This window comes from Enterococcus caccae ATCC BAA-1240 (assembly GCF_000407145.1).
Lineage (GTDB): Bacteria > Bacillota > Bacilli > Lactobacillales > Enterococcaceae > Enterococcus_L > Enterococcus_L caccae.
Genome location: NZ_KE136474.1, coordinates 162772 through 180261, shown reverse-complemented (window position 1 = coordinate 180261; position 17490 = coordinate 162772). Strand labels below are relative to the sequence as shown.

The 17490-nt window shown below is 34.0% G+C and carries 17 protein-coding genes and 1 pseudogene; 15 read left to right on the top strand and 3 right to left on the bottom strand.

From position 1 onward, the window contains the following. The first annotated feature begins 9 nt into the window (after positions 1–9). Positions 10–408, top strand: coding sequence for a DUF1801 domain-containing protein (locus I580_RS11315; RefSeq protein WP_010770497.1), 399 nt, complete (start codon positions 10–12; stop codon positions 406–408). A 23-nt stretch (positions 409–431) separates the two neighbouring features. Beyond that, positions 432–548: pseudogene (locus I580_RS17460) on the top strand (DUF3788 family protein); the annotation flags it as partial. 8 nt (positions 549–556) lie between these two features. Here I580_RS17460 and I580_RS11310 read toward each other — a convergent pair. Next, positions 557–1483 carry a LacI family DNA-binding transcriptional regulator gene (locus I580_RS11310; RefSeq protein ID WP_010770498.1) on the bottom strand — a complete coding sequence of 309 codons (927 nt, stop codon included), beginning with the start codon at positions 1481–1483 and terminating at the stop codon, positions 557–559. Between the two features lie 18 nt (positions 1484–1501). Next, positions 1502–1789 (bottom strand): hypothetical protein, encoded by a 288-nt coding sequence (locus I580_RS11305; RefSeq protein WP_010770499.1) that lies wholly within the window; start codon positions 1787–1789, stop codon positions 1502–1504. 327 nt (positions 1790–2116) lie between these two features. On the opposite strand from I580_RS11305, the gene lacD reads away from it, so the two are divergent. The 5 genes from lacD (at position 2117) to I580_RS11280 (ending at position 8237) form a co-directional block, all read left to right on the top strand. After that, positions 2117–3106 (top strand): tagatose-bisphosphate aldolase, encoded by a 990-nt coding sequence (gene lacD / locus I580_RS11300; RefSeq protein WP_010770500.1) that lies wholly within the window; start codon positions 2117–2119, stop codon positions 3104–3106. 332 nt (positions 3107–3438) lie between these two features. After that, a complete protein-coding gene (gene ald, locus I580_RS11295) occupies positions 3439–4551 on the top strand; it encodes an alanine dehydrogenase (RefSeq protein ID WP_010770501.1) in 1113 nt (370 codons plus the stop codon). 359 nt (positions 4552–4910) lie between these two features. After that, positions 4911–5405, top strand: coding sequence for a YehS family protein (locus I580_RS11290; protein ID WP_010770502.1), 495 nt, complete (start codon positions 4911–4913; stop codon positions 5403–5405). 110 nt (positions 5406–5515) lie between these two features. Beyond that, on the top strand, positions 5516–6448 hold the full coding sequence (locus I580_RS11285) for a helix-turn-helix transcriptional regulator (protein WP_010770503.1): 933 nt from the start codon (positions 5516–5518) through the stop codon (positions 6446–6448). Positions 6449–6722: 274 nt separating this feature from the next. Further along, positions 6723–8237 carry a helix-turn-helix domain-containing protein gene (locus I580_RS11280; protein ID WP_010770504.1) on the top strand — a complete coding sequence of 505 codons (1515 nt, stop codon included), beginning with the start codon at positions 6723–6725 and terminating at the stop codon, positions 8235–8237. 27 nt (positions 8238–8264) lie between these two features. On the opposite strand, the gene I580_RS11275 is transcribed toward I580_RS11280, so the two are convergent. Further along, entirely contained in the window at positions 8265–9740 is a 1476-nt protein-coding gene (locus tag I580_RS11275; RefSeq protein WP_010770505.1) for a helix-turn-helix domain-containing protein, read from the bottom strand. A 247-nt stretch (positions 9741–9987) separates the two neighbouring features. On the opposite strand from I580_RS11275, the gene I580_RS11270 reads away from it, so the two are divergent. From I580_RS11270 to I580_RS11235, 8 genes are all read left to right on the top strand, one after another. After that, positions 9988–10677: a DNA-binding response regulator gene (locus I580_RS11270; protein WP_010770506.1), complete on the top strand. Its 690-nt coding sequence runs from the start codon at positions 9988–9990 to the stop codon at positions 10675–10677. Positions 10678–10723: 46 nt separating this feature from the next. Further along, a complete protein-coding gene (locus tag I580_RS11265; protein ID WP_010770507.1) occupies positions 10724–11359 on the top strand; it encodes a hypothetical protein in 636 nt (211 codons plus the stop codon). A 31-nt stretch (positions 11360–11390) separates the two neighbouring features. After that, positions 11391–12446 (top strand): WxLIP family cell surface protein, encoded by a 1056-nt coding sequence (locus tag I580_RS11260; protein ID WP_010770508.1) that lies wholly within the window; start codon positions 11391–11393, stop codon positions 12444–12446. 1 nt (position 12447) lies between these two features. Then, a complete protein-coding gene (locus I580_RS11255; protein WP_010770509.1) occupies positions 12448–12768 on the top strand; it encodes a hypothetical protein in 321 nt (106 codons plus the stop codon). Positions 12769–12782: 14 nt separating this feature from the next. Continuing rightward, positions 12783–13007 carry a hypothetical protein gene (locus I580_RS11250; protein ID WP_010770510.1) on the top strand — a complete coding sequence of 75 codons (225 nt, stop codon included), beginning with the start codon at positions 12783–12785 and terminating at the stop codon, positions 13005–13007. 68 nt (positions 13008–13075) lie between these two features. Further along, on the top strand, positions 13076–13789 hold the full coding sequence (locus I580_RS11245) for a WxL domain-containing protein (protein ID WP_010770511.1): 714 nt from the start codon (positions 13076–13078) through the stop codon (positions 13787–13789). 96 nt (positions 13790–13885) lie between these two features. Then, positions 13886–14908, top strand: a complete 1023-nt coding sequence (locus tag I580_RS11240; protein ID WP_010770512.1) for a WxLIP family cell surface protein — start codon at positions 13886–13888, stop codon at positions 14906–14908. Positions 14909–14939: 31 nt separating this feature from the next. After that, positions 14940–17468 carry an L-type lectin-domain containing protein gene (locus I580_RS11235; protein WP_010770513.1) on the top strand — a complete coding sequence of 843 codons (2529 nt, stop codon included), beginning with the start codon at positions 14940–14942 and terminating at the stop codon, positions 17466–17468. Positions 17469–17490 lie beyond the last annotated feature (22 nt).

The following is a 17490-nucleotide window of genomic DNA, read 5'->3' as shown; positions in this document are numbered from 1 at the left end:
GGGATTAGAATGAAAGAAATGGTTGATATAAACGTAGCAAATGTTTTTGAACAATATCCAATGGATTATCGTCAGCCGCTGTTACAGATAAGAGAGTTGATTTTTAATACAGCTGCAGGACTGATAATCGTAGGTGAGTTAGAAGAAAGTTTGAAATGGAATCAGCCGTCTTATGCGACAAAATTCAGTAAATCAGGCAGCCCAATTCGGATCGATCGTTTTGGTGATAAAAAAATTGCATTGTTTTTTCACTGCCAAACAACCTTAGTAGAAGAGTTTAGAGCATTATTTAGTGATGCCTTTGAATTTTCTAAGAATCGAGCAATTGTTCTTGATCCTGCTGAAGAACTGCCAATCAATGAGCTACGCTTCTGTATTGAACAAGCACTAACATATCATAAAAGATAAGAATAAAAACGATAAAATGAGATGGACAGAAGTGTTTAACCTCGAGAAATAAGAGGGAATTCACGAAAATTTTTGTGAATTTTAGCTTATTTCCGAAGAAGTTACTTTTGTCCACACATGTTTTATCGTTTTTATTGTGATTAAACCATTATGTGCGCTGGATAAAAGTATAAGGAATGGTAATGCTGTTAGTTGATGTTGAAAATAGTAAGTGAAAAGCTGCTTCTCCACACTGATCTAAATGATGATCTATAGTGGAAAAACCAAGCAGTCGGCTAGATAATAAATTTTCCTCACCGATAACGGTTATTTGAGCCTTTTCAATGTGCTGTAAAATACCGGCTGCAACATCGTCACCATTGGTTACGATCACATCAAGTTCTTTTACGTTGGAAAAATGAATTCCAGCTTGTCGTCCGTCTTCAAAAGAACGACAATTTCTCACAATCATCGTATCGTCCAATAGACCAAAAATCGTTTGATAGGCTTCAAGGACTAAGGCCGTGCTAGCGCTAATAGTTTCTGATCTTCCAACCGTCAATCCAATCTTTGAATAGCCTTGTATTTTCAATCGTTTAAACAGGTTAATATACGATTCTTCACGTTTGATAGACACGCAAGCAATCGGAAAATCACCAGTATCTTCACAACAAACGATTGGTGCATATTTCAAATAACCTGCAATCATTTCAAAAGAAATTTTTTTCGAAGTGATGATCATACCATCCCAAGCTTTTGCAGCTAAGTCATCTAAATATTGTTTTTCAACCTTAGGATCATAATTTGTGGGTAATAGGGTCACTTTGTACCCTTCATTAAAGGCTGCGCTTAAAATACCACTGACGATTTTGTCAGAATAAGGGTGGTTGGCATAAGGAATCATAACCGCAATATGTTTTGATTTGCCACTACTCAAATTACGAGCTTTGGCATTAGGTATATAATCAAGGTCATGCATGATTTTTAAAATCTTAGCCCGTTTTTCTTCCGATACATAAGGATGATCATTCAAAACACGTGAAACAGTCGTGACGGAATAACCTGATAACTTGGCAATATCGCGTATATTTGCCATAGATGACTCCTTTCAAACTTAATAACTAACGCTCTTAGGCCGTAGAACACTGCTTAAAAAAGGAACTAAGTGATTGCCATAATCAATAAAGTGATAATGATCGTTTTCATAATCAAAACAGATAAAATCAAGCTCGCCTTCTGCGCCAAACGTCAATCCTTTTATGTCAGCCAATTTTACTGCTTTATCGATCGGTTTGCAATAGTTATTCAAACTCCGAATGATGAGTAAATCATCTCCAGTTGTTAAAGAAACAAAGTAATAATCTAAGCCCAAACGATCTGTCAATTCAAGCATACTATTCATTATAAGTTGATTCCTCCTGTCTTTTTTTCACTATAAAGTATGAAACGGGTATCAGGTCAAGAGAAATCATCTAAATTATTTTGTTGTATGTACTTGAGGATGGATTGGTTTGTTTCATTTCAGGAAATCAGGTAAGTATGTTGGCGACGGAATTAACTATAAAATAAAATGGATTACACCTAGAAAAAATAAAAATAAGGTTCGCTTTTTGATTGCAGAAATTTTATCTATTTTCATTCATCATCTCCTTTGTCTTTATAAATACCAGAGAGTATACTTAAAAGTAAGAGTAAGGATTCCTCGTAAAAGAGTAAAGGAGCTGTTAACATGATTAAAATCAGTCAAGCTAAAATGGATGCATTAAATCGTTTATCGAATGAAAAAGGTTTGATTGAAGCCTTGGCAATAGACCAACGAGGTTCACTGAAGAAAATGATTGCGGCTGCTAGTACCATGGCAACAGGGGAAGAAATTGTTGATTTCAAAAAAGTAGCATCGCAGGAACTAACACCACATGCCTCGGCTATTCTACTTGATCCAGAGTATGGGTTGCCAGCAACGAAAGTTCGTGATGAGAACTGCGGTTTGTTATTAGCGTATGAAAAGACTGGCTATGATACCTCAACCCCTGGTAGAATGCCAGATTTGCTAGAAAATTGGTCTGTTTCACGTTTGAAAGAGGCCGGTGCCGATGCAATCAAGTTTTTACTTTATTATGATCCAGACGAGCCTGCGGCAATCAATAAAGTAAAACATGTTTTTGTAGAGCGTTTAGGCAGTGAATGCTTGGGTGAAGATATCCCTCTTTTTGTAGAGATTGTTACCTATGATACTGAAATTACCGATGTTAACTCAGCGGCATTTGCCAGAGTAAAACCTCATAAAGTGTTAGAGTCGATGATTGAATTTTCTAAGCCACAATATCATATTGATGTTTTAAAAATGGAAGTACCAGTCAATATGAACTATGTGGAAGGATTTGCTGAAAACGAAGTGGTTTATAGTAAAAAAGAAGCATTAGGTTATTTTAAAAAGCAAAGTGAACTAACGGAATTGCCATTTATTTTTCTTAGCGCTGGTGTTTCAACAAAATTATTCCAAGAAACGTTGGAATTTGCCAAAGAAGCAGGTTCTAAGTTTAATGGAGTTTTATGTGGACGTGCGACTTGGCGAGAAGGCGTAAAACCCTTTGCTACTAAAGGTGAGGCAGCGGGGCGTGATTGGTTTGCTACACAAGGAAAAGAAAATATTGAGACATTGAATGAAATAGTCGATCGTTGTGGTTCATCTTGGCGTTTGAAAGTTGAAGTTGGATAATAATAGAGAATAAGAACTGTGCGACATCAATTCAGTAGCCTTCAACTATTAGTGCTTTAGCACTTAGAAAAATAAAGAAAGCAAGGTGTCTTTCAGACACCTTATATTGTGTAGCATCGAATCACTTCGTTCTTCGTGATATATAAGAATGCGATCGAAGTGTAACCTAGGAATTGCTTTGGTGCTGTCTCCTATGTAAACAAAGAATTAAAAAAGTGAGAGAAAATTAAAGTTTTCGCTATGTATTGCAGATGAACTTTCATTAAACTATAATCTAGTAAGTAGCTTATAAAATAAAATGATAAGTAATGAGTTAGAGAGGATCCTGAATAATGAAAATTGGTATTCCAAAAGAAATCAAAAATGGCGAAAATCGAGTAGCATTACCTGCTTCAGGGGTTTTGGATCTCATTAAACATGGTCACACAGTTTTTGTTGAAACAAATGCCGGACTAGGAGCTTCGATCCAAGATGAAGAGTATATAGCGGTTGGTGCAACAATCGTAAAAACAGCTGAAGAAGCGTGGGCGCAAGAATTAGTGTTAAAAGTAAAAGAACCTTTAAAAGAAGAGTATCAATATTTAAGAGAAGATTTGGTGTTATTCACCTATCTACATTTAGCTGCTAACAAACCACTAGCTGAAGAATTAATGAAACGAAAAACGAAAACGATTGCATATGAAAGTGTTCAACTGACAACAGGAGAGCTACCGTTGTTGGCACCAATGAGTGAAATTGCTGGACGCTTAGCAGCGCAGATCGGCGCTCAGTTTTTAGAAAAAGTCCCGGAAGGAAAAGGAATTTTACTCGGTGGCGTTCCAGGAGTGAAAAAAGGCAAGGTAACAATCATTGGCGGGGGGATTTCAGGCTGTAACGCAGCCAAAATAGCACTAGGTTTAGGGGCGGATGTTACGATTTTAGATGTAAACATCAAGAAGCTACAAGAAATCGATAACCAGTTCAACGGGGCTGTTAAAACGCTTGTTTCAAACCATTTTAATATTCAAGAAGCAGTCAAAGATGCAGATCTTGTGATAGGAGCCGTATTGATTCCAGGACGTAAGGCCCCTGTATTAGTAACAGAAGAAATGGTTGCTCTAATGCCTGAGTATTCGGTGATTATTGATATTGCGATCGATCAAGGCGGGATTTTTGAAACGATTGATGAAGTGACTACGCATCAACATCCAACGTATGTTAAACATGGTGTGGTTCATTACGCTGTAGCCAATATGCCAGGAGCAGTACCGCAAACAGCAACATTTGCTTTAGCGAATGCGACATTGCAATATGTAGTAGAGTTAGCCAATAAAGGCTTTGAACAAGCTGTGGAGCAAAATCCAGCATTACTTGCCGGTGTTAATACATTAAATGGTGCAATGACCAATCAGGCAGTTGCAACGGATTTAGATTTAAATTATTCGTCAGTTCAATCTGTATTATAAAGAGTGATAGTTATTATGAAATTTAGTACTAACGAATTGGCAGTTTATAGCTACTTGAAACGCTCTATGTGTTGCCTAAAAAAGAATCAGAGGTTGATTAGTCGGTGCGATGATTCCCTCAGAAGAGGTAGAAGTTTTTAATAATGTTACTAATGAGACTGATAATGGTCGACTTGAAATGCAATCTGATGATTATGTAGCATTTATTCTTACTCCAGATGGCTATAACAGTATATCCTAGTGCATAGTATAGTTAAAACGGGCATCCATTTATTTTGACAAATCAAAATAAATGGATGCATTCTCTGAAAGAAAGCTTTATACTAAAGAAATAATGATACATTTTCTGGAGGAGAAAGATGAATAATAACGATATATTGATTCGTTTACGCTATGCATTAGATATTAAAGATATAGATATGCTCAAAATTTTTAAATTAGGTGATTTAGAAATCACAAGAGAAGAGTTACGGGTTTTATTAACAAAACAAAATGAGGAAGATGAACTACCACGGGATGCAGTTTGTCCCAATCGTACACTAGAAGCTTTCTTAAACGGCTTGATTACTTATAAAAGAGGCAAACCGCCTGTGAAAAATGGTGTATCACCTAAGCCAACATTCTTGATCACCAGCCAAAGTAACGTCAACAATGTATTGCTAAAAAAAGTAAAAATCGCATTGACGCTTACAAGTGATGATATGTTGGATGTGCTTAGGCTTGCAGGAGTTTACGCTTCAGATAGTGAACTAAGTGCCATTTTAAGAAAAGAAGGTCACCGAAATTACAAAGAATGTGGTGACCGCTATGCAAGAAATTTCCTAAAAGGATTGGCAATTAAATATCGTGACTAACGAATAGGACAAAACTAGCCAAATAGGCCAGTTTTGTTTTTTTTCTGTATAATGAAAGAGAAATATTTAAAATTTATTCTGTTTTTTTTTAGTGGAAATGGAGGTCAAGCATGAAAAAAATCGAACGGATATTAGCAATTATCGTTCTTCTTTTGGATGATGATGTTGTTTCAACCGCTCAATTGTCTCAACGGTTTAATGTCACCAAAAGAACGATTTTCAGAGATATGGAAACGATTGAAATGGCAGGTTTTCCGATTATATCACACCCAGGTCGTAATGGCGGATTTTCATTGATCAATTCATTTAAATTACGAACATATACGTATAGTGAATCGGAGAAAGACGCACTTTTAAATGCATTAAATGTCAAAGAAGGCTTGTTTGGGATGATTGATGACCAAACGATCATCAAAGAAAAAATTACGAAACTACAAGTAAAAACATCTTATAGAAATAAACAAAAAAATCACTTTTCCTTTAAGTCACCAACCATGCATCGACCAGAAATTGAGAGTGAAACCAAATCGAAAATAAATCAAATCAGTCTCGCATTAAAACGAAATAAGAAAATAATGATTCGATATGTGGATAACCTTGGTGAACACACAAATAGAGTAATTCAGCCTTATGAATTAATGTTAATGAATGGGAGTTGGTACATTCACTCTTATTGCGAGCATCGTGAAGCGTTTAGATATTTTAAAGTAACTAGAATCCGTCAGTTGGTTATGAAAGAAGAAACCTTTGAACCTGTGGAACATTTGGATGAGCAACTGATGGAAAACAATGAGGATAAAATTCACTTACGTTTTAAAAAAGAAGACTTAGGAAAACTATATGATTACTACACAGAGGATGAAATTGAAATCAAAGAAACGTATGTAGATATTAGAATTTATGCAAATCAACAAAAAACGATCTTACCGTTCTTATTGATGTTTGGTAATGGGGCGCAAGTAATTGCACCAGAAGAGCTGAAAGCACTACATAAACAAGAAATTATCAAATTGAATAAAACGTATCAATGTGATGGTCTATAAAGATTGTGTAGTGTAAAAACTAGTTGGAAGAGTACTATTGGGTACTCTTTTTTTTGATGCTAATTTGGCGTATATTCCACTTTTTTGTCGAAAAAATCGTCTTAATTGAATAAAAAAAATATAAAAAATAATTTAATATAAATAGTTGTTATTTCATAAATGTTTGAAGGGAGAGAAGTGAAAGAAAAACAAACTTATATTAAACAGGTATGATATTGACGATGTATTTTTTTGTTTAAAAAAGATATTTAAATGTTAAAAAGGAGGTGTGGATATGCGAATTTTTTTAGATGATGTATACGACAGACGAATCAAAGTCTTGAGTTTTATTGCCAATAGAAGAAAGGAGGTAAGTTTATCAGAAATAGCGGAAGCAACACAACTTTCAAAGAAAACAGTCTCAATTATTATTAGACAATTTGAGCAAGAGCTGACTCTTACGGAAGAACAGTTCAAAGTAACTTACATACATAATACAGTCCAAGGAGTATATGCCAATAATCTTGATTTAGTCAGCATTAGCAATAAACAGTTAAAAAACTCAATTCTGTATAAAATGATTAGACATATCTTCTTAATGGAGCGAATAGATGCGATATCATTTTGTGACTTGGAGTTTATCAGTCCAGCAACTTTTTCGCGTAATCGAAGAAAACTTCAAAATATATTGAATCAATGTGGATTAAGCTTGACACGAATCAATGAAATTGAAGGAGAGGAGTTTAGAATTCGGAATTTCTTTTTTCTTTTCTTTTTTAATGCATCAAATACTTGGGAATTTGGGCTGAATGTTTATAACGAGATCAGTGAGTATTTTAGTGAGCGAATAACAGACTGGGAAAAAATGAGTTGTATAAATAAAAGGAAGATATGTTTGCTGATTTATATCAGCAGTATTCGTATCAGTCAAAAAAAAGTCGTGAAAAAATCCATCTTATCCGACTTATCTGAAAAATTTCAGGAAGGAAAATATACAAAGGTATTTTTTGAGTATTTCCACTTAAAGAAAAATCGCCCAGAAAGACAAGCCTGGAATGAAACAAGTGCCGCTTTACTGCTGCTTTATAAAGAGCGTTTGGTAGATGAAGAGGTATTCGTGATAGAGGAACATAAAAAATTTTTTAGTGAAGAAAATTTCAAATTAGTAAGATATAGTCAGATGTTAACTGAAAAACTGATTGAGACATTTTTTCAAGGAAACAGCACACCACTTGTTTATTGGAAAATCAGAAAAGAGCTAGATATGATGCATTTGCTAATGGAGACCTGTTTTATTGATCCGAGAATGTTCTACTATATTTATGATGAAAAAACCTTTTTCTGTGCTGATTCGACTGAGAAAAAAATTCAACTAAAAATTCGAAATGTTATTGACGAATTAATTACAAAAACAGAGTATGGTTCTTTTTTTAAAGCAATCAAAAAATATACATCTCAAGAAACATTGACGGATTATACTTATTTGGTTACATATACGATTTTAGTAAAGTTTACGCAAGTCGATTTTCCAAAAGTTCGAATTCTAATTCAGAATTCGAAAATATTTGTAGGTCCTATTATATATCAGAAAATCAAATTACTTTTCAGTGATAAGGTAGAATTTGTCAAAAATCAGTTTGCCTCTCCAGATATTATCGTTACAGACATTCAGCTAATGGAAAAGGATACCAGAGCTAAAGAAATCTTTATTTCTTCTTTTTCGAATAGTTCAGACTTTGCATTGCTACTTGATGAGATAGAGAAAAAAATTGTCGAACATTATGATAATCGCCAGTTATATTTAGGCTAAAAAGTGTTTTTCTACAGTGAAATCTGATCAAGTATTATGCAATGCATAGATTTTTCCGCTGATAAAAAGAATCAGCTCTTTCCAAGAGGATTCATCATGTGAATGTTCAAAATGAAATGTTCTTTCGTTAGACTCTTCTCCTTCAAAAGCATCTGAAATAATCACATCGGCTTCATTTACATCAAAGGTAAACTCTAAGGTTGAATCTCCAAAAATAATAAGTAAATTATTCTTGATGAAGTCATAAATAAAATGATTGATAGAATGCTGGATGAAGATTCGTAACGTAGCCTCTCGTTCTCCGCTTTTTAAAATAGAATGGAAAAATTTAGCCATAAACGAGATGAGCCCAGCATTCATGTATTTACGTAGCAAAGGTTCTTTGAGAAGCGTTTCTTTTACAAAGGCACGGTAGGATGATTCATCTGAAGAAAACCATTTTGCTTTAGAATCACTAGTATCATCAACAAGGAATAGCCTGAAATTTATGCCAATAAAGCGGATGTAGAGCAAAGAAATAATCAGGAAATAGTAATTTTCTAAATAGTTGTCAGAAGATAATTTGACTTTGTAAGTCGTTAAAAGCTTATCTAAAATATGTTTGCTCAACTTGGCTAGTGGCAATTTTGAGTGAATCAAAGCTTGAGCAATCCGTCTTTTTTCTTCAACAGAGTCAATATTAGCAATAAGAAATCTTGATAAGAAACCAAAGAAGTATGCTTCATCCTTCTCGTTTACTTGTTCAAAATCTATGTGCTCTAAAACTGAAAACAATCTAGTTGGAGCTACTTTCTCAAAATGGACAAGATAATCCGAAAATTCTTTTGAAAGAGTCAAAGGTTCCTTTCTATATAGTGCACGCCAGTAGGTAACATTTTGAAAATACCTAAGTCTAGTTTGTTGTGAAGGAGAAAGCCTTTGATTATTTACAGGCGACGGCAAATTTTGATAAATACTAGGAGTTTTTACAAACGGCCATTCTAACCCTCTATAGACGATCCAGAACAACACAAACCCCATAACACGAATATTTTGTTCAGCGCCTTGGATATTTGTTTTATAAAGGGAAGAGGAGAAAGAAATTTTTAGATCGAATGGGCGTAAAAGTTTATTTAAAAACGTTAAATTTGAATAAACATGGGATGGACTTAAGTTTAAATCCTGAGCTAGTGATTCCACAGAAATATAATGCCTTCTTAGAATAGCTTCAAGAATCGAAAATTTTTGTGAAATTTTTATGTAATACAACCTCATAGTGTCCAGAACGTAACTAAAGGTCAATGAAGGGGCTAATTCAATGAGATAAAGGAGTTTCTTTTTTTTGATTGTGACTTCTTTTTGTGTAAAAACGTGGTTTAGATCATCACTAAGTTGTTTTTTATAACGGTAAAAGGTTTTACTGGAAATAGTGAACAAATTCATCATTTGTTGTGTTGTTGCCCCATTTTTAGCGTATAGAAGTTGTTTTAACAATTCGAAACGAAGGGTTTCATTTTTCTTCATAAAAATAGTTTCCATGTCGTATCTAACAACCCCTTTCAAAATCTTGCCACTATCATAACATGGATGTTTGCTGAGCGCCTATCAGAATATCTTTGTTTCCAAAAAAGTAGAATTTCAATAACTTCTCCAGGCTGTGACGATATTGAAAACAAAATAAAATGAAATAATATACTATTATTTTTGTAGATTCGATATAAAAAAAGTTTTTTTTGGACATAATACATAGAAAAAGGAGCAAAGGATAAAAATGTGCAACATAGGAATGCTCTCTTTAGGAGAAGCTACAGGAAACAACATCAACATAGAGGAAATCAACCAAAAACATAAAATCATTGAAATGACAGCGAACTTAGAGGCGCTAGAAACAGTACATGCAATTATTATCTTAGAAGAAGATATCAATCATTTAAGTATGATTTGTGAATTGATTTCTAAGATAAAAAGGAAATCGGCTTGTTATATCTGGATCATGACAGTCTCCAAAAACTCAGTTGGCAAACTTGTTTATTTACAATTAGGTGCAGACGAAGTCTTTGATTTAAATAGAGGACCAAAAGAAATTACTTTTATTATGGAAAATGCGTTACTTCGAATCAATCAGAAGCAAGAGAAAGGTATCAGTACAACGGAAGTTCATTCTAACGATAAATTATTAAAGTTGATTCCAACTAATGTCAGTGTATTGATAGGAGGGACTAAAGAAGTTGTCTTAACCAAATTAGAATTTCAACTGCTTGAGCTGTTATTACGTCATTCAGGAATGGCCGTTAGTTATGACATGATATACAAGGAAATGTGGAAAGATGATTCTGAAGAAAATAAGCAGTATAGAATTGCAAATATAGTTTATCACTTAAGGAGAAAAATTGAAAAAAATGTAAAAAAACCGATTTTTATAAAAACCGTACGATCTAAAGGGTATATGTTAAGTATTTGATGTTGTGACATGTAATAAAAAAAACGATAAAGGACTGAATGCAGTAATGGACAAAACAGCCGTAACAAAGAGAATACCTTGGAAATTCTATTTCCTAGAAGGGCTACTTGCTTGTATTTGGGTAATCTATTTAGTTGATTTTTATTCTTTTTACAAAGAAGCATACTTTTATATAGATAAGCGTTTATCGATGTTTCTGCGATTGCTATCTTTTTTGAATGAGAATTGGCAGGAATTATTTCTCTATTTTGTTTTAAGCTTTTTATTCATGTCACTGACACTATTTTTTACTTATTTTATTTACCTAACTCAGAAGAAAAAGCAGTCGAACTATCAGTTTTTCTTGTTTCTAAATGTAGGTTACTGCTTGGCTTTATTTATTAATTTATGTGGCATTATTTTTTTCATCCTCTTTATTTTAGCTGCAAGTTTAGTTTATATCATCTTCATTTTAGCGAATTGGGGAGCTTATAAAAATAGACTGCACGATGAGGAAGAGGAGCTCTTTGAAGTAAAGGGTCCTTTTGACACAGAAGAAGAGGCGCAAAAAGAGAGTCAATTGTTCAAGAGAGAATGGACAGAAAAAGAAGGTGTTGATTTAGCGGAGGAAATCTATTTAGAAGCCGATGGAAAATACTACATGGATATGTATATTGAAGCAACAGACAAAACGACACGTTAACTATTTAAAGTAAGGAGCATTTAAAAAGTACATGAAAAAAAATAAATTAATCTATCTAACTTTGATGATAATCTGGTTTCTGTTTTTATTTCCTAACATAGTTTTAGCGGAAGAGTCATCCAATTTAGGTTATACCGTTTCAGCTGTTTTAAACGGAAAGCAAATTGATCCAAACAAAAATTACTTTTATGTCCAAACAGTGCCTGGAGAAGAGCAAGTTTTAAAAGTAAAAGTGAAAAGTACCCAAAAAGAACCAATCAAGGTGAAAATGTATACCACCAATGCTTTTACCGGAAACAACGGAACGATTGAATATACAGAGGATAAACGCTTATTAGATACAACCTTATCGCAGCCAATTTCTTCTATAGTCAAAGTAGAAACTCCTAGTTTAACCGTTGAGAAGTATGAAGAAAAAGAGGTTTTATTTAAAGTAACGCCACCGGAAGACAGTTATAAAGGCGTCAAGATGGGCGCATTGGTTTTTGAAAAAGACGACTCAGACGATGAAAAACAAGTATCTAGTAAATTCGCTTATAGAATCGGACTGATTACATCTGAAACGGGCGATGATTACAAAGATTCAAAAACATTAAATATCTTAGATGCGAAATCAACACTTAAACGTGGGAAAAAAATGATCTTAGCAACATTACAAAATCCAGAGTCGAAAATTCTTTCAGAGTTGGAAATAATAGCCGAAGTCAGAGAAAAAGGCCAAGAAACTGTTTTAAAGAAAAGGAAAGTAGACAATTATATGTTGGCTCCTAACAGTAAATTTGATTTTGAAATGGATTGGGGAACGCGTTCAGTTAAAGCTGGCACGTATATTTTAACAATGAATGCAAACAATGGTTATTCTGAGTGGTCATTTGAAAAAGAGTTCGAGATTACAGCTGAACAAGCAAAAAAGATGAATGAGGAAAGTAGCTTTAAAATTATTACACCGATTTGGATTAAAGGAGCTACGATCTTATGTTTTATTCTAATGGGAATAATTACGCTATCACTTCTAGTAAGAAGAAAAAAAATGGAAATAGCATGGAAGAAAAGACGGAAAAAAAGAAAAAAGAAAGAAGGAAAGTAAGATGAAAAAATATATTGTATTAGTATTTTTTCTGACTACAATCTTGGGAGGTGAAACGTGGGGATCCGCAGAAGCAGTTAGTAAATCTGATACAACAGATTTAAAGATCACTTTTTTTAAAAGTGAAGCCCCGACGCTTAAGGAACCGATTATCGAAGGTTTGTATTTACCAGAAGGAAATCTGTCGATTACTCACAAAGGCAAGCTGCCTTCTACAGGGGATTTAATCACTTCCTTGATTTGGACACTTATAGGCTGTTCAGTGCTTATTATTTTAGTCGGAGTTTATAGTTTGAAAAATATTATGTTAACTAAATTATAGGATGGGGAAACAAAATGATTGATTATTTATGGATTTTTATATTGGGAGGCATTGCAATTGTGTCGCTATTAGTATTTTTGACCACTTTGGCAAGAGATGTATTTCTAATAAAAAAGTTAAGAAAAAAGAAACAAGGATTACTTCTAAATTTCAGCTTACTGTTTATTACATTAACTAGTTTAGGCTTGATTACTTATTTATTCACACTCTTACGAGAGCAAATAGAACTTTTAAAATAATTTTATGAACAACTTATAACAGTAACTGTCACCAAACTATATTTATGCTATTAAAGGATGGTATAAAAATGAAAAAAACAGTAATGATTACTTTATTATCAGCAGCAACTTTGTTGTTATTTGCAAATACAGCGGATGCGAAATCTTTTGATGATAAAACAGATGTTGGGGTCAATTTTAAATCGGATGAACCAACAGTTCAAGGGGAAAACAAACCATATAAAGATAACTTAGCACTTGTTTGGAAACCATCAAGTTTTCAATTTGGGGAACAAAAAGCTGTTGGAAATTCAGCAACATTTAGTAATGTGATCCAAAGTAACCAATATTTGATTGTCAATGATGACAGAAAAACGGTATCCACTCCTTGGGCGTTAAAAGCTAGCTTATCTGAACTGAAATCAACAGACGGTTCGAAATCATTGGCTTCAAAATTAACGTTCGCTTTAAGTGATGCACAATCATACACGATCGGCGACACGATTGGTGAAGACAATGACTACATCCCAAATAAACCAGAAGCTTCTGGAAGTTTAGGAACACTAGATCCAAATGCAGGAATTACACTTGGTGATGGTAAAGTGAAAGCAATGACTTTAGTAGCTGGTGAAACAACTGGTCAAGCTGTTTTAGAGAAAAAAGCAGCGAATGATGTTAAAGGCGGCGTGGCAACATTGATTAAAGATGCTAAATTAGTTGTAACAGATGCCAAAGCAGATCAAGCAGCAGGAGAGTCATTTACAGGGTATGTAACATGGACGTTAGATGATTTACAACCTTAATAACTAGAAAAAAATAAAACTGCATGAATATAGGTTGGGTAGAGAGTTATTGTTATAAGTTGTTCATTAAAAAATGAATTAAGAGGTTAGGAATCAATGGAAAAAAAGAGAATCTATTTGGGACTATTAGCGATTTTGTTTCTATTTCTATATCCTAGTATTAGTTTTGCGGAAGAAGATACGACCAATGAGATCAGTGGATTTTCCTATGAAATTCTATTTCCTGAAAATCAAGTTGATAAAGAAGTTGGTTACTATGACCTTTTAATGAAAGCAGGCCAAACTCAAACGATCCATTTAAAAGTAAATAATACATCGGATCAAGCAATGAACATCGAGATTCGAATCAATAGTGCTAAAACAAATGGGAATGGTGTTATTGAATATGGACCGAATGAGTTAAAAAAAGATACGTCACTAAAATATGATTTAGCCGAAATTATCAAAGGACCGGATGAAGTCGTGATTCCAGCAAATAGTAGTGAGGTAATTGCATTTGACCTAACTATGCCAGTAACTAATTTTGAAGGGTATGTTGCAGGTGGCATCCAGTTGAAACCCGTACTTCAAGAAAAGCAAGAGCAAACGGAACAAAATGCAATTGTTAACAAATTCGCCTTTTTGATTGGTGTGCTGCTCCATGAATCAGATGTAAAAAAAGTAACACCTGAGCTGAAATTAAATGATATCGCCCTAAAATTAAAAGAAGGAAGCTATACATTATTTGTGAATCTATCTAATACAAAAGGGATTTTTTTGGAAAATATGACAGCAAAAATCCGTATCAACGAAAAAGGAAAAACAAAAAATTTATTTGAATTACAGAAAAATAATATGAGAATGGCACCGAATTCAATGATTAATTTGCCTGTTTTTTTATCTGATAAAGAAATAACCGCAGGTGAATATACAGCGAATATTCAAATCACTACTGAAAATGGCTGGACTTGGACTTGGGTAAAAAACTTTACGTTATCGAAAGTAGCAGCACAAAAAATTAAACAACCTACTCAGAAAAAGACCCCTCGTAACTTTAATGCTAGGTGGCTCATAGTAATAATAACACTACTTACGATCTGTTTTAGCATAGGGTTATTCATATTTAAAAGGAAGAGATAAATTATAAATCCTTATAGAAAGGGTGCAGTGCATGAAAAAAATAAAAATAACGCTGATGTGCGGATTTGGTATGCTATTTAGTTTGTGTTTATTTATCGTTACAAGTCCTTCAACGAAAATACAAGCGATATCAGGAGAAAAACAGAATCACTCTGACCTTATCCATAATAGAAGTAATTTCTCTGATAGTACAGTTCCAGGAATTCCGTTAGAGGGACTTTTTAAGATACCATCATTAGCAAAAAGTAAGATAGTAGATAATAAAGTAATTATCACTGAAAATGAGAATAATCAAACAGGGGCTATTTTTTCAACAGATGACATGAAATTGAATTTAACGAAAAAATTTATTGCAGAGATGTTTATAAAAATTGACGGTGATGCTGATGGTGTGACGTTTGTTATGCATAATGACATAGGTGCAACAATAACTTTCGATAAAAATTTAGGTGGTGCTTTGGGCGTATATCCTAACATAATCCGTTCTTATTATGATCCTCCCCAGTTACTTAAATCAATGAAAAAAAGTTTGGCTGTTGAATTTGATACGTATAATCAAATTGGTGATGGTTATTATGATAATGGTATTGACCTGAATAATGGTTTTGGGCATGTTGCATATACATTTCCAGATCGAATAGAAGAATATAAACTTGGCAGTTGGGATAAGATTTTGGCGTTGAAGCATCATTCAGTACAGTATCCGAGCTTCAAGTTGGGTGATAATACATGGAGAAAGTTCAGTATTATTTGGTCACCATGGGATGCATCAAATAATGGACAGCTGGAATATCAACTTGACGGATTAGAACCTGTAAAGGCAATAATACCCCGCTCAACATTTGATACGGATTCTGTTTATTGGGGCTTTACAGGATCTACAGGAGGGAAAACTGAAAGTGCGATGGTTTCATTTGCCAGTGTTCCTGGCTTAATCTATTACGAAGATACATTGAGTGTCCTTGATTTGGCAGGAAATGTAATGAATAGTGACAATGTAGTAAGGAATGGTTCAGAGCTTATGGTACACTATTCAGGAGAATACAATGGTGGAATAAGAGATTTGTTAAAACCTGTTATAACATTCGGTCTAACTAGTGGTCAAGTATATCAAGAAGGTTCACTTGTTGTGAATGGACAAAGTGTGACGCCTACCATTTTTGAAAGCTCTCTAAAGGTGAACTTAGCGGATCTTTCGGTTGAAAATAAAGAGGTAGAAGTGAGCTTTAAAATAAAAAATGAAGGGTTCCAATCGTTGGCTAAACCAACTGTTACCAGTAATCTTTCAGGAAGTAACTATATGCAAATAGAAGGCTCTTCTGTTTCTTATACAATAGACGATGCTCCACCAGCTGGAGTTGGAAAATTAACCGTACTTGGTCAAGGCGACGCCTCAAAAATTTTAGAGGCGACCGACTATAAACAATTCGTAAGCGCATTAAGTGATGATTATTCATCTGAAGAAGAAATAACCGTTTCGCTAAAACCAGATCAAGAAATCGAAAGTAAAGTGAAACAATTAGGGCCAGCTAATTTCGAATTGATCGCCAAAGATGGAGCAGGCAATGAAGCGATAATTAAAGTACCGATTTTTGTTAAAAAGGAAAACGATCAAGTCGTGACGGATGGGACGTTTTTGTTAAAAGGAAATCATTTTAGCATGAAAAAAAAGGATTATCCTAAAACAGAGAGTGAATTGAAAACAACAATCATAAATAAATCAGCGTTAGAATTATGGATGTTCGATCAGGCTGGCAATTATGAAAAATTGGATGCAAACATGATTTTAGTCAACCTTACTCAACTACCAACGCCTGGCATTATTCCAGAATCTAAAATCTATTCAATGGTAGTTACTACTTCCAATAGTAAATTAGTACTCAATCTTGAAATGGAGATCAATGATGCTTCGATTCGAATTCTATTTTTGAACGAAGCAGGAAAACAATTGCGTGAGCCGATTGAGTTGATGGGCAATGTAGGGGAGATAAAAGATTTAACGAAAGAAGTTGTCGTCCAAAAAGCCGTTCAAGGAATTAAGGAAAAACAGTATGAATTGACAGAATCTCCTAGTGCAGAATCGTCCATTCCAATTGAAATCGATGGTGTTTCTGTATATTACAAGTTTAAAGGAAAGTTGTTTATTGAATCATTCCCATCAAGTTTAAACTTTGGTGATACCTATTTAACTCGTCCCTTTATTAAAGAAGAACAACCTGTATACGATATTCCGTTGATTATTGGCGATACACGAAATAGCAAAACATCATGGACTTTGACTGCAACATTAGAGCAACCATTAACAAGCGAAGAAAATCCAAGTGAAGTCTTATCAAGAGCAATTTGGTATAAAGTAAATGATACAACGAAAGTGCCACTATACAAAGGTGAAGCACAACCTGTTGAAGTTGGAACAGTTTCAGAATCTGGAGAATACAATATCAGCAAAAGCTGGGAGTCGAAGAATACAGGCGTGCAGTTAAATATATTTTCCAATGAAATCATTCAAAAAGGGAAATATAAAGCCGCGATTTTATGGCAAGTAGCTGCAACGCCTTAAGTCTTTTCTTTTTTTAGTTAGA